Source organism: Coleofasciculus chthonoplastes PCC 7420 (assembly GCF_000155555.1).
GTDB lineage: Bacteria > Cyanobacteriota > Cyanobacteriia > Cyanobacteriales > Coleofasciculaceae > Coleofasciculus > Coleofasciculus chthonoplastes_A.
In genome coordinates, this window is sequence record NZ_DS989856.1 from 132604 (window position 1) to 146144 (window position 13541).

General features: G+C 45.9%; 15 protein-coding genes. 1 reads left to right on the plus strand and 14 read right to left on the minus strand.

The genetic code is table 11. The annotated features are described in order from the left end of the window. Nucleotides 1-39 precede the first annotated feature (39 nt). The 12 genes from MC7420_RS21640 to MC7420_RS21690 all read right to left on the minus strand — a co-directional run bounded on the left by MC7420_RS21640 (nt 40) and on the right by MC7420_RS21690 (nt 8771). Nucleotides 40-261: a hypothetical protein gene (locus MC7420_RS21640; RefSeq protein WP_006102943.1), complete on the minus strand. Its 222-nt coding sequence runs from the start codon at nt 259-261 to the stop codon at nt 40-42. An 86-nt stretch (nt 262-347) separates the two neighbouring features. Then, a complete protein-coding gene (locus MC7420_RS21645; protein WP_006102970.1) occupies nt 348-1682 on the minus strand; it encodes a DUF4255 domain-containing protein in 1335 nt (444 codons plus the stop codon). Beyond that, nucleotides 1679-2116, minus strand: a complete 438-nt coding sequence (locus tag MC7420_RS21650) for a YecA family protein (RefSeq protein WP_044208812.1) — start codon at nt 2114-2116, stop codon at nt 1679-1681. The genes MC7420_RS21645 and MC7420_RS21650 overlap by 4 nt, the downstream gene beginning before the upstream one ends. 26 nt (nt 2117-2142) lie before the next feature. After that, a complete protein-coding gene (locus MC7420_RS43455; RefSeq protein ID WP_006102982.1) occupies nt 2143-2277 on the minus strand; it encodes a DUF6760 family protein in 135 nt (44 codons plus the stop codon). Nucleotides 2278-2285: 8 nt separating this feature from the next. Further along, nucleotides 2286-2603: a hypothetical protein gene (locus MC7420_RS21655; RefSeq protein WP_006102990.1), complete on the minus strand. Its 318-nt coding sequence runs from the start codon at nt 2601-2603 to the stop codon at nt 2286-2288. Between the two features lie 167 nt (nt 2604-2770). Next, nucleotides 2771-3130 carry a hypothetical protein gene (locus tag MC7420_RS21660; RefSeq protein WP_006102942.1) on the minus strand — a complete coding sequence of 120 codons (360 nt, stop codon included), beginning with the start codon at nt 3128-3130 and terminating at the stop codon, nt 2771-2773. Then, a complete protein-coding gene (locus tag MC7420_RS21665; protein ID WP_006103056.1) occupies nt 3127-3621 on the minus strand; it encodes a phage tail protein in 495 nt (164 codons plus the stop codon). Before MC7420_RS21665 ends, MC7420_RS21660 begins: the two co-directional genes overlap by 4 nt. 129 nt (nt 3622-3750) lie before the next feature. Continuing rightward, nucleotides 3751-4239 (minus strand): phage tail protein, encoded by a 489-nt coding sequence (locus tag MC7420_RS21670; RefSeq protein WP_006102832.1) that lies wholly within the window; start codon nt 4237-4239, stop codon nt 3751-3753. Nucleotides 4240-4299: 60 nt separating this feature from the next. Beyond that, nucleotides 4300-4788 (minus strand): phage tail protein, encoded by a 489-nt coding sequence (locus MC7420_RS21675; RefSeq protein WP_006102940.1) that lies wholly within the window; start codon nt 4786-4788, stop codon nt 4300-4302. A gap of 449 nt (nt 4789-5237) precedes the next feature. After that, nucleotides 5238-6959, minus strand: a complete 1722-nt coding sequence (locus tag MC7420_RS21680; RefSeq protein ID WP_006103048.1) for a phage tail sheath family protein — start codon at nt 6957-6959, stop codon at nt 5238-5240. A 222-nt stretch (nt 6960-7181) separates the two neighbouring features. Further along, nucleotides 7182-8288 carry an RRXRR domain-containing protein gene (locus MC7420_RS21685; RefSeq protein ID WP_006103010.1) on the minus strand — a complete coding sequence of 369 codons (1107 nt, stop codon included), beginning with the start codon at nt 8286-8288 and terminating at the stop codon, nt 7182-7184. A gap of 147 nt (nt 8289-8435) precedes the next feature. Further along, the gene (locus tag MC7420_RS21690; protein WP_006103019.1) at nt 8436-8771 is read right to left on the minus strand and encodes a hypothetical protein; all 336 of its coding nucleotides are present in this window, start codon (nt 8769-8771) and stop codon (nt 8436-8438) included. A 381-nt stretch (nt 8772-9152) separates the two neighbouring features. Between MC7420_RS21690 and MC7420_RS21695 the strand changes: the two genes are divergently transcribed. Further along, nucleotides 9153-9710 (plus strand): CIS tube protein, encoded by a 558-nt coding sequence (locus MC7420_RS21695; protein ID WP_006102968.1) that lies wholly within the window; start codon nt 9153-9155, stop codon nt 9708-9710. A 666-nt stretch (nt 9711-10376) separates the two neighbouring features. On the opposite strand, the gene MC7420_RS21700 is transcribed toward MC7420_RS21695, so the two are convergent. After that, nucleotides 10377-10775 (minus strand): ExbD/TolR family protein, encoded by a 399-nt coding sequence (locus MC7420_RS21700; RefSeq protein WP_006103089.1) that lies wholly within the window; start codon nt 10773-10775, stop codon nt 10377-10379. A gap of 258 nt (nt 10776-11033) precedes the next feature. Continuing rightward, on the minus strand, nt 11034-13508 hold the full coding sequence (locus MC7420_RS21705; RefSeq protein WP_006102932.1) for an ATP-dependent Clp protease ATP-binding subunit: 2475 nt from the start codon (nt 13506-13508) through the stop codon (nt 11034-11036). Nucleotides 13509-13541 lie beyond the last annotated feature (33 nt).

The following is a 13541-nucleotide window of genomic DNA, read 5'->3' on the forward strand; positions in this document are numbered from 1 at the left end:
TTGCCTCCCTTATGGTACTAAAGTACCTACTACGAACCTTCATGTCACGTCCTGAATTAACTTTTCCAAATAACTTTGAGCTTCATCAGGCGACATCAGTAACGCTTCACCCTGACGCAGAATTTCATATTTACCCTTGTGATAACCATGACCTGCAATTAGCCCCAACTGAACCGCTTGATTCCCCAATTGGGTCAACTTGTTAATACTAATTGAATCCAACTCTTGATTAAGTTTTTGTCTGATAAAATCTTCGTTCATCGTCTTTTCCAGCATAAAGGATAACCAACAAGGACAAATTTAGGATGTCAAAACCAATGAACCATGAACCATGAACAATCAACCCTTTAAACCGATATTCTCGGACCCACATACTGATTAAACGTCGGACTATCGGGTTCAGTATCCACAATCAGCGGACTCTCTGCACCATCAACCAACAAACGAACTAAATAGCGTCCTCCTTTCATCCGTTCTACCGGGAAAGACACCCAAATTACATCTGTCTGGCGAGGAGACGCTTCAAACAAATAAGCCGCAGGTTGATTCGTATCAATTTCATTCAGGGCTAACAAAACGCGCTGCTTTTTGCCTACGGTTAAATTTGATCGTACCCGTATTTCCGCAGACCGCAAATCTTCATCATCAACTTCTTTTTTGGATACCGTGGTTTTGGTAATCGTGGGACGAATCACTAAGGGCGATACATTAGACTGAATACTAGAAACAAAACTTTGAGGTTGATTCACCGTTTGCATTTGACCCCCATTCCCACTAGCACCATTCCCATTAGTCGAGGTGGGTGGCATCACTTTTGCCAGACGATGCACCACTTGCAAACTATGCATTCCTGCCTGTAACGAATCAGTGGGTATAGAGGACAGGGGTAATACAATTTGGGTATCGGTAATTTCACTGGGGGTAACTTCCATTTCCCCAATCCAAACTTGGGTGATATCGCTTTTTAAATGGTTTCCTTGAATTAACACCGTACTGTCAGCTAATATGGGTTCCAATCGTCCAGCTTGAGAAATGATCCGATCAATTTTTGGTTGATTGGTAAAGGGAACGATTCCATCTAAGGAACGAGCGCGTACTGGCAAAGGTCTACTGCCTGTATCTTGCCCTTCGAGCATAATTACCCTAGCCCGATACGCCACCGATAACAAGTAAGTGGTTTGAAAAAAAGCTGACCAGGCTTTGGATAAATCTTCTAGGGACAAATCGAGGGGCCACAGGGAGATTTCTTGGATCTGATCGGGTAAGTCAGACTCTAATAAATAAGAATAAGTAGAATCATGGAGAGTCCGCTCAATCCTCTCTTTTTTCAGAGTACGCCAGTCGTTAAGTCCACCCATTACACTACCCATCAACCGTTGTGGTTGTAAGTCGTTGTCATTGCCGTAGAAACTGATCATGTAATGTAAGTCTAGGGCAGTTTGCGATCGCTTAGCACCTGGGTTTCTCCGACTGCGGGCTTGTACTTCAGCCTGTTGACGCCACGCATGGTTAATCTGAACCTGGTAGAGAAAGACATTCACACCCACTTGGGGAGTCGCTGTTCCCACTTCATTAGGTCGTAGTGTGGTCACCGTTGCCCCACTAATATCGTCCTGAATCGACGTCTGTACGATTCGTTGTAGAGTGGCGGTTACGGTAGCAATGGCTAGAGAATTACTCATGATGATGACTCAGAGGTTTCCACGGTTGACGATTGACAGTTAGAATTTAATCTGCCATGACACGCTTGAAACAATTGACCTGACCCACAGGGACAGGGGCGAGTGCTAACACCTTGAGCAAATAGGGGATTAAATGAAGGTAGATCATCAAAATAATCGGATGGTGGTTCAGTATCTACAAGCACTTGAGCTTGGTCTAACTCAGGGATAGACTCAATCAACTGTGACCCTATTTTTACCTGAACAGCGGTTTCTGACAAGGGGAGGACAAATTGATGGTCATTTTGCAACCCTTGGATTCGTTTCAGGATTTCCGACAACTGAAGCGGCGGACTATTTGTCGCCAGTACAACGGTATTCCCCACCTCTAAGGGACAAAGATAAACCTGGGTAAATACGGATTGAATGGTTTTTACTTTGTCCGCATAAAACAATCAACGATGAACCATGAACAAAGTAGCTATCCTTTTTTTGTGAATCGACGAATTTCACCAACCCAGCGTAGCCGTTCTTCATGTTCTAGGTTTAGGATATCGTCTAATGACCAGTGAAAGTAAAAAGCAATTAAGGCTACCTCTTGGTATAAACGATCCAAGGGGTAGCCTAATATTCCCCCGATCGCGCTAATCCTCCCTGATGCTGATTGATATGATTGAAAAAGTTCTGTAAGTAGATCAAGTCTACTAAGAAAATTTGTTCTAGTAGCTTTGGTGTAACCGGAGAAAGGTTGCCGAGACGGGTGACAACTCTAGACAAAATAACCAAAATGCGGTAATAAGATTCTTGCTGCACGCGGCTATCTTTGTGAACTACAATCTCATCTTTCCCGGTGACTAGACGCATTATCCCATAGCGATGAATACCGCCGTTGGTATCAACAAAACCTTTGGGTAGAGTAAATTCAAAATAGGTATAGTCCATAGTTATTGGTCATTAGTCATTTGTCCTTCGTTTTCTTGTAGGGGCGACCCTCTGCATAAATAAACAACTGTATCCCCTCAATTTTATCGGGTCGCCCTTTACTTAATTACCTGTATCAAAACGTACTTTTTAGATAATTATTGTTGACAAAAATTACAAATTGTATATCACTCAGAATCAGATGAAATTGATTCAAATTGTTCCGAGAGACTAGAACTTTTGTTAACTTGGTTCTCAGGTTCTAATTCATTAATTTGACGATAAAATTGTTGCAAATAATTGAGATCACAGGCAAACAAATTTTCAATTACTGTGGGAGTGACTTCATCTAATGCCCCCAAACGCAAAATCACTCGCGATAAAATAATCACAGTGGCATACGCAGGATTAGACTTCACACGCGGATCACGCATAGGAACGATTTCGTCAATCGCCCGTGCTAACCGCATCACCCCCTTACGGTGTAAGTTTCCCTCCCCATCTAGATATCCTTTGGGAAGATCAAATTCAAACTCGGTTTGAATCATGTCCCTGGCTTAATCCGTGTTAATTGTTCAACGGTAACCTCGACTTCTTCGATTTGATACTCATCTCCTCTAACATTTAAATCAGAAATTTGGTAGCTAACGGGCCACGCGCCTTTAAATTCAAATCGAAACTGCTCTGTGGATGAGGTATCATAGATGACTAATGCACCATTACGCCGTTGATCTTCCCAATCCGCTCCTTCCTGTACGGAATTCAGCCAATTCCACAAAGTCATGGAAATATTTAACCCTCGTTTCAAGGTTAGATTGGTGTAGGTCATATTACCCGGAACCTTAGTGCGAACTACTCGCCCTCTAGCGTTCCCACTTTTTCCCCACTTCTGCGGCGTTACCTCGCAAACTTCAACAATGTCCTGGGTGGCTTTAAAGCCTTTACATTCCTCAAACAGACCATCTACAGCGTCATTACTCCCATCTAAGATTAACTCTAAATAAAAGCGCGATCGCGTCAGAATTTCAACTTCTGCCACTGTTCACCTCCTTTGCCTGTGCCTCTCCTATTATCCGAAAATCGGCAAAACACTGCCTGGTGCTTTTGTCAAGAAACACTCAGGCAGCCAATTAAAGAAACTGGATTACGAATTGAGGCAATACTCACATCAGCAGTCTGCCCTTACCATTTTCGTGAATCGAATCTCTATCGTATCTTTAGCCATTTCTCCCGGCTTACTCACATCTAATTGACTGGTTTGGGTGAGGTTGCTGGGGAAGCAATCGATGAAATCGTACTGCGCCCCAATATTACCATTCATATCGTAAATGAATAACGAAGCCGTTTTTCGCTCTTGCCTCGAACTTGTAGCACCACCGGAGAACGAGGTAGCGTGGCATTTCTTATACCAATCAGTTATTTTCTGTTGATCTCCCTCGTTACCTGCCACATATTCGAGTTTAAGGGCAGAACCATACTCGACTGCACCCGGGGTAGCTTGGGTTTGGGTTTTCCCATCTTTGCCGCAGCCGATGGCTCCGCTTCCTGCTGCCACTTTCATTTCAATCGAAGGAATCGTACATTTTTCGACGAGTATCTCCATTCCATCACAATCAAAAAAGAAAGAAGCGTTTGTGTTATATTCAATATCTGCCATGGTTCAACTCCCAGATAATTCAGTTCATTAAATAGCTGATGTTCAAATCCCTCAAACGTTCTACATCACGCGGGTGCAATTTTCGCACACTATTGTCCAGGTTTCTTTGAGATAATCTTTGCCGTTGACATCCAATTCGGAAAGGCTCATTTTCGAGACCCACCCTTCTTGGAAGTCCCATTGGGCGATGATTTCATCATCATGACTGTAGGCAAAGATACTTCCTGTTTTTTTGTTGCCAGCCCATTTCCCTTCACCGCCATCGGAGGGAGGTAAACAAGCTTTGAACCATTTCCACATGACTACACTAGCACTGGTGGAACTTGGGCTAGAGAGGCATACCAAATCAAATGTGACGACTTCCTCGAAGCCAGCCGAGTTAATCTGCCGCTCTGATTTCCCACCTTTCATGGAGCCAACTACGGCGGCTTCACCCGCTAGTTTCGGCTTGTTTTCAGGAACTTTCACACTTTGAAATGAAAGTTCACCCAAACCATCAATATCACAGGAAAAACTACTAGGGGCAAGACCTTTTAGTTCGGCAGCCATATCTTTATCTCCTTATTCTCAAGTTAATAGTTAACCTTGACTTGTTTCGATGTGTTGGCGATACATAAGTTAACACATTGACCAAACCATCAGACCATAATCAGACAGTTTAACAGTTAGAGACTTCTGTTATAGCATAATTTTTTGCTCATAACGATTACAAAATGTCAAGGTCTGTGAGGTGCTGTTAAACGTTCGATGAAATTCCGGTTTCATTCCCTTTCTATTGTATTTTTCTAAACCCTTTTCCGTTACAATTATTTACTTTACCTGAATTCAGGGCGACCCGATGTAGGGGCGGGTTTTACTACTATCTTTTCGGTTGCACCTCGATGTGACTAAACCCGCCCTGTTTCTAGAGTTGTTCATTAATGTAAACGGGTCGCCCCTAAATGGCGTTTTACCCCCTACCTAAGGCGATTACTTAGGTAGGAGGTTTGTGGTGTCACCTATTGATTCGGTGCCCACTGACTAATCCGGAAGATCACAAATTCAGCCGGACGGACTGGACAAACACCGACTTCTACATAGAGACGACCGAGCATAATTGTCTCATGGGTATTGATTTCCCCATCACACTTGACATAGAACGATTCTGAAGGGGAAGTTCCAAACAATGCTCCCTCACGCCACAGCCGTTCTAGGAAATTGTTGACTGTACGGCGTACACGCGCCCAGAGAATTTGGTCATTTGGCTCGAACACCACCCACTGTGTACCAATTTCAATGGATTTCTCAATGTAGCTGAGTAAGCGGCGGACACTGATATAACGCCATTGCACGTTATCCGGTTCTACCAAGGTGCGAGCACCCCAAACCTTGTAACCTCGGTTGTAATTGGCAAAGTTCCGGATACAGTTAATCCCCATCGGGTTCAATAGTTCCTGTTCCCGCATATTGGTGTCATAGGCTAAACCCGTCACACCGCGAGGTGTTTCGTTAGCGGGTGCTTTGAATACGCCTCGGCTCTCATCCGTGCGACACCAAATCCCCATCATGTGACCACAGGGGGGGACATACATGGGACGCCCACCATTGCGAGGATTCGCCACTTTAATCCAGGGATAGTAGAGAGCGCCAAACATGGAACGGCGGTTAAACTGTTTTAACCAAGCGGCGACATCTTGAGGCTTCTGTTGGTCAGCCGAAACCGGGTTATCTCCTTTTGTCGGCTTGACTGGGGGTGCATCCAGAACCGCCATCCGGTAGGCTGGACCAGGGAAGGAATTCTCGCACATACTCAGCATCATTTCCATGACACCGTGAACTTGTTCTAAGTTCATCAATCCTTCTTGATACACCTTCATCAAGTCAGGACAAGCAATCATGGCGACTTCATCAATTTCAAAAATCCCCTGTGTCCCGGTGCGGTCATCCCGTTGTCCTTGTAAATCACGGGCGAAATGTTCCCGGTCAGAAATGTAGGGGGGTGGCGTAATCTCGTAAGACCCCTGCATAGGTCGCCGTGACAGGGGTTGTCCGCTTTGGGAAATGTCAACCGCTTGGATAAATTCCGAATCTTCAACAGCAGTAACTACATAGTCAGCCACCTGGGTTTCCACTTCCGGATTCATGGTCAGGTGGTCATAGCGTTCCAGTTCCTCTTCGCCCCGTGCCACAATTAGGTCAAAAAATTCACCGGTATTGTAAGGAGGTTCAGCATCGTCTGGCGCGTTTTCCGGTAAGGGTTTCGGTGTACTTTCTTGAATCACCACCCGCAGTCTGGGTTCATCGCCACCCGGTAGTGCTAAGGCTCCCCCTTCTTCTGATTCTGATTCCGCTGGTTTAAGCGTGAACTGTAAAGAGGGGCGATTTCCGGCGGTGAGAATCTTCGTCCCCGTTTGCTCGATTGGCGGCGGTTCAGCACCTGGTAGTTTAGTACCAATACTGGTTACCCAACAGCGACCGCCACCATTGAGGAACCACCCTTGAACCGCAAAGGGTAAATAGGCGTTAAAGTCCGTGAATCCATCAGACCCTTCTTTGGCAAAGGACTGCAAATACTGATCCCAAGTGGTAATCAGCATGGGTTTAAATAATTCGGCATCACCGCGTATATCCTCGGTAAAGCCAATAAACCCAGCGACACTCATACTAATGCCCTCAATCGGGCGACTGCCACGGTCTACCTCTTCAACGTAGACTCCTGGTGCAAAATAATCTAATGGCATGAGTAATATTCCTCCATTTAAGATTTATTAAGATTTAAATCAGCCAACAGAAAAAATCTAAGAGTGCCAAATTCTATGAGATATTGACAAGAGAAGTTTTCTGTGCAGATTGCAGGGAATAAGCGTCCACGCTGACAAAACTGAACGTGGCGAAATCCCTAATCCATCGTTAACCTCGTGGAACTCCGGGTGAGCGCGAAGCAACCCGGAGAGGGATAGAGGTCAAACCGCGCCGCTCGATGCGGTGAGGTTTGACAATCCAACTGTTGATACTAACCCAGTATTTCGCTGCAACAATTGGACTTTTTTAGCAGTGAACCGTCCTAACCGTTTCCAGTTAGCGTCACTGACGGAAACTTGAGTTTTAGTGTCACCGGAAACGTAACCGCAATAGGTGATACCCGCTTTTTCAGATCGGACATAATCGCCCTTCCTAAATCCGTGGCGGGTAACTGTGCCACCGTAGCTACGCCGTTTTCCTCCCTTGGGGGGAACCATCAGGTGAAGTTGACGGCGACAAATTGGAGGGCGACAAATCACAGCAAACTGGCATGGTGTCATTTCAACAGCTCCCAACCAAGTACCACTCCTACCCTTAATCTGGCGATACCGCATAAATTGGGAGGCGGCTAGACAGATGCCATCAACAGCATGGGCGGCGGGTGAGGACTCAGCCTTGTTCTTGGACTTAGGCAAACCGAGGTACTTTCTTAAGTTAGATGTGTGCCATCCCTCTTGAGTGTGGACGGTGTAACCCGCTTGTTCAAGTTGCTCAATCTGCCAATGCTGCCCGACCATTGCCGGACTAAAACCCTTGTCACCTCTGGCTTTAATCACCTCAACCACCACATCGGTAAATGGGTAAATCTTCGATAATTCCTGGATCACCCGTAACGCTAACTGCTTATTAGCCCGGATGCTAGGGGGTATCTTGTGACCCTTGCGGTTATCGAACCTGTGTTGGCGGTGATTACGCTGGTTAAAAGGTAGCTTCCGGTTAATCCGCCGCCCTCGCCGTCCCCGTCGCATCATTGCCCGCCCTTGCATCCGCTTGGTCACGTTCTTAAACGGTAGATTTAGGTGGGCAAGGAACAGGGTCGCACCTCTTGACTGGACAGCCACTCCAGTGAACAATTTTCCGGGGTCAATTCCAGCTACGATGTTTTGGGTTTCTTCACCTGATGGTTCCTCAACTAATTGGACTTGAAAAATGCCCAAGTCGTTGTGTATGACCTTGGCTTTACCTGACTTTAGCCACCGCCTAACACGGCTAGCTTTAGCTGGCATTAATGGTTTACCTTTCGGTGATAAAACGGGTACACGAATCATGGGTATAAGCCTCTCGTGTAAAGTTGTCAGTCCCCTCGACCACCGTTAACAAGATGTCCTCTCTTAAAGCACCTAAACAAGTAGGTTTGTAGATAGTCCAGACTGGGGAAGTATCTGGAAGTACGTGCCAGTTAACGGCTCAATAGTCTATTCAACTCTTGCGTTGCCAGTCCTATCTCTGGCAATCCCTAACCTAAGCGCGATAGCTAGGTTAGGGTTGTTGAATCCGTAATGCTGCTGACTGTAGCCAATCTCTGAAATAATATCTTTCAGTGATAGCACGTCAGAACCTGTTCGTACAGGAGTTATTCTCTTTTGTAACAACCAGCGATGACGCTCTAGCCCGGTTACGTTCTCATTGAACAACCGTTGCTTATCTAAAGCAGTATAGATCCATCGGGTTAAAACAAATAGCGTTCTGCCAATCCGGGAATTTCCCTCAGATAAGACATCTACCAAGGTTAGGGCAACAGCAGCGATCATAGCAGTCTGTGATTAGGCTGTACGGATAAGGGTAATGAGAGAGGCTAACTTTAGCTATTTTATTAGACTAGGGTCGAAAATTTGTCATCAATATCTTTACAAATTATAAATTAAATCTTAAAAAATGTTTAGGACTGTCGGTGTCGATTTCAAGAGTTTGCCTGATTGTAGGCTACGATGGTTGTTTAGCCTTTTTTAGTTTAATTCAACTTAAACTGTAAAGAAAAGTAAACTAAGTCGGTGGGGACAATTACAGTTAACGGCGAGGCTCGTCATTGGTCATACTCGCTTCGCGAGAAGCAAGCTACGTCATTGGTCATTGGTCATTCGTAAAGGTTTAAGGGCTATTTACAGAACTTAATATAGGTAAGGACTCTGGTCATGTCACAACTGGTCAAAGCGCAACTGATTTCAACTGATGGTGGCGGAACCATTGAATTTATGTTTAATCCCAATCAGTTGGCGTTCAATCAGCAAATTAATCTAACTAAAAGTAGTGGAGCTAGGACAGGTAGGGGATTGCCTAAAGTTAACTTTGCTTATCCTGAACCCGTCATCCTCACCATCAATGACCTAATTTTTGATACCTATGAGCAAGGAGAGAGTGTCCTAAAACATATCAAATCATTTCAACAAGCGGTTGACTTTGCCGAATCAGGAGCAGGTCGAGAGAAACGCCCACCAACCTATGTGTTTACCTGGGGTTCTCAAAAGTATATCCGTTGCTTTGTAACTAAACTCGATTACAATCTGACGATGTTTCTGCCAGATGGGACACCAGTACGCGCCAAGATTAACTTGACGTTAGAAGAGATTGATGAGTCTACGTCTCAACCTGGTATGTCTGCACCTAAATCAAGTTCCAGTCAACGCCAACAAGATAGTTTGTCCAGTCGCAAGGCTCGGCTTAAGTCAGGCTCTGGCGCAAGTTCACAGTGAAAGAGCGGGAGAACTTCATCCCCCGTACTTCAGTCGGATGCGGCTTCCCAAGTTTCTGACGCGACGTCTCAACTTGAAGAATAAACAATATGCTGTCATCCGTTTACAGCGTTTTCAGACTCGATGTGATACACCATTTCCAAGAGTAGAAAAGCACTGTCTCATCGTTACTGTATTACACCGTGTTAGAAAGTGCTGTAAGAGGAATGTTACTGACTGGTATGCTGGTGGGTAATGCCCACCCTACTAGCTTTAATTGCGTCCACTTACTGGACTGATACAGCTAAAATTGTGGAATAGATTGATGGTTAAATTGGGTATTATAGCAACCGCCATAAGCTGTAATGCATTTAAATTGGGTATTAGTAGCGAGCAAGATGCAAAGCCTGCGGCATGGCTTCGCTTAACGCACTACAAGGATTGTGCCATTATTGATATTAAGGTTTAAATGCCAAACAGCTTAGCGGTTAGGATACATCATTTATGTAGAGACGCGCCATGGCGCGTCTGGAACAATGGTGCCGAAAGTCCTAATCGATGTGTCTACTGCTAGAGTAGCGAGCAAGATGCAAAGCCTGCGGCATGGCTTCGCTAAACGCACTACAAGGATTTCATTATTTTAGATAATAAAGTTTATTAAATGCCGAACAGCTTATCTCATTGCCTCTACTGAGTCGCGATCGCTAAACGAATTCCTTCGACTAACCGTAAGCGATCCATCACGCTAACGACTCGACCATGAGAGACATTTTCATCAGCATTAAGAATCACCAAAAATGGAGAATCTGCCGTCACTAATGACTCTACCCCGGCTTCAAGTTGTGATAATTCAATCGGTTCTTGGTTAAGAAAAATCGCTCCATTTGCCTGAATCGTGACCGTAATTATTCGGTCTTGTACCTGACTCTCGCCGGTTATCGCCGTCGGTAAATTAACAGGTAATCCTTCAGAGCGGGTTAAATAAAGTGTTGAAATGATAAAAAATGCCAAGATTGCGAATATTGCATCAATCATCGGCACAATATTAATCTGGAACGGCGTTTCTGAATCATCAGGTAGACGCATATTTAGTAGGGTCTGCTGAATAAGTGTTGTGGTGGGGTTAGGGAGTAGGGGAAGCTGGGGAAGCTGGGGGATATGAGGGATATAAAGGAATTGTAGGGGCGGGTTTGACCACTAACGGGAAGCTTTGCACCCTGAGATAACTAAACCCGCCCCGACCTCACCGTTCAATTATCACAAATAACAAATGACAAATGACAAAAAAACGGTAGAAAAGGCTAACCTTCTCTACCGTTCAATGGGAATTATGAATCAAGTGGATTATTCAGCACCTTGAGGTAAAAGTTCCCGTTGTTCCCCAGGTTCTCCAGGAATAACTTTCACTTTGCCCTCTTCATCCACATCGACGATCGCACTGTCTCCTTCTTGCAGGCGAGTCGAAAGGATTTCTTCTGCTAATACGTCTTCTAACAAGCGCATGATTGCCCGACGTAGGGGTCTTGCGCCGTAAGATGGACTGTACCCTTCTTCCACCAACCGTTCTTTGAAGCGATCGGTGACTTCTAAGGTAATTCCCTTTTCCGTGAGACGCTTGAAGACTTCCCGCAGCAGGATATCGCAGATTTCCTTGATCTCGTCTTTGGTTAGCTGACGGAAGACAATAATCTCATCCAAACGGTTGAGGAATTCGGGACGGAAGTACTGCTTGAGTTCCTCGTTGACCAAAGAACGGATGCGGTTGTACTGGGATTCGGCTTCATTGTCGCTTAACTCGAAACCTAAACCACCGCCACCTTTTTCAATCACCTTAGACCCAATATTAGAGGTCATGATTAATAGGGTGTTCTTAAAGTCCACTGTCCGCCCTTTAGCATCCGTGAGACGTCCGTCTTCCAGGATTTGCAGCAGCATGTTAAAGACATCGGGATGGGCTTTTTCGATTTCGTCGAATAGCACCACCGTGTAAGGACGACGACGTACCGCTTCGGTTAGCTGACCGCCTTCGTTGTAGCCGACGTACCCTGGAGGCGAACCAATCAATTTACTGACGGTATGGCGTTCCATGTACTCGGACATATCCAAGCGAATCATCGCTTCTTCTGACCCGAAGAAGTAAGCCGCCAAGGATTTGGCTAACTCAGTTTTACCAACCCCCGTAGGACCAGAGAAGACAAAACTGGCGATGGGACGGTTGGGGTTCTTCAAACCAACCCTTGCCCGTCGAATCGCCCGTGATACCGCTTTCACCGCATCTTCCTGACCGATAAGGCGCTGATGCAGCGTATCTTCCATGTGCAACAGCTTCTCGGACTCGGATTCAGTCAGCTTGCTAACTGGTACCCCCGTCCAGGAGGCGACAATATGGGCGATATCTTCCTCATCGACGACCGGCGAATCATCAGTTCCAGTTTCCGCCTTTTTATTTTGAGCGATCGCGCGAATTTCGCCTTTAATTTCCATTTCCCGATCGCGCAGTTCACCCGCCCGGTCAAAGTCTTGCGATCGCACGGCGTCGTCTTTTTCCTTAAGGACTTGTCGCAGTTCCTTATCTAACTCTTTCGCCGCTGGGGGAAGTTGGGAGTTTATTAAACGCACCCGGCTACCGGCTTCATCGATCAAGTCAATCGCTTTATCGGGTAAATAGCGATCCGAGATATAGCGATCTGACAGTTTCGCCGCTGCATCCAGGGCTTCATCTAAAATTTTCAGCTTGTGATGCTGTTCATAGCGTTCGCGCAACCCGTATAAAATCTCAATCGTCTCTTCAACGGAGGGTTCACCTACCATCACGGGTTGGAAGCGCCGTTCTAATGCCGCATCCCGTTCAATATGTTTACGATACTCATCCAGGGTTGTCGCCCCGATACATTGGAGTTCGCCCCTAGCTAAAGCGGGTTTCAGGATATTTGCGGCATCAATAGCCCCTTCCGCCGCACCTGCACCAATCAGGGTATGAACCTCATCAATCACCAAGATTACATTGGCAGCTTGACGGATCTCATCCATGATTTTCTTGAGGCGTTCTTCAAACTCACCTCGATACTTCGTCCCCGCCACCAGTAGCCCGATGTCCAAGGTAACGACGCGCTTTTCTTCTAAGATATCTGGGATATCGTTATTGGCAATTCGCTGCGCCAATCCTTCTGCGATCGCGGTTTTTCCCACCCCAGGTTCCCCAATTAATACGGGGTTATTTTTGGTGCGGCGTCCCAAAATTTGGATAACGCGCTCAATTTCCTTAGCGCGTCCCACTACCGGATCAAGTTTACCTTCACCCGCCATTTGGGTCAGATTGCTACCAAATTCATCTAAGGTTGGTGTTTTCGTGCGACCCGAAGATGCGCCACTGGTGACTTCTGCCGTCTCGCCCAGCATCCGGATGACTTGAGTTCTCACCTTGGTCAGGTCTACACCCAAATTTTCCAAAACTCGTGCCGCCACCCCTTCGCCTTCCCGGATCAAACCCAGCAGTAAATGCTCAGTTCCGATATAGTTATGACCCAGTTGGCGGGCTTCTTCGAGTGATAATTCTAAGACTCGTTTAGCCCTAGGGGTAAAGGGAATTTCCACAGCGACAAAGCCGGAACCTCTACCAATGATTTTCTCAACTTCAATCCGGGCATCTTTAAGATTGACACCCATCGACTTGAGAACTTTGGCGGCGACGCCAGTTCCCTCCCCGATCAAACCCAGAAGGATTTGCTCCGTGCCGACAAAGTTATGCCCCAGGCGACGTGCCTCTTCCTGGGCTAGCATGATCACCTTAATGGCTTTTTCTGTAAAGCGTTCAAACATGGCGTATTTCCATCACCTGTTGCGTGCCCGTGT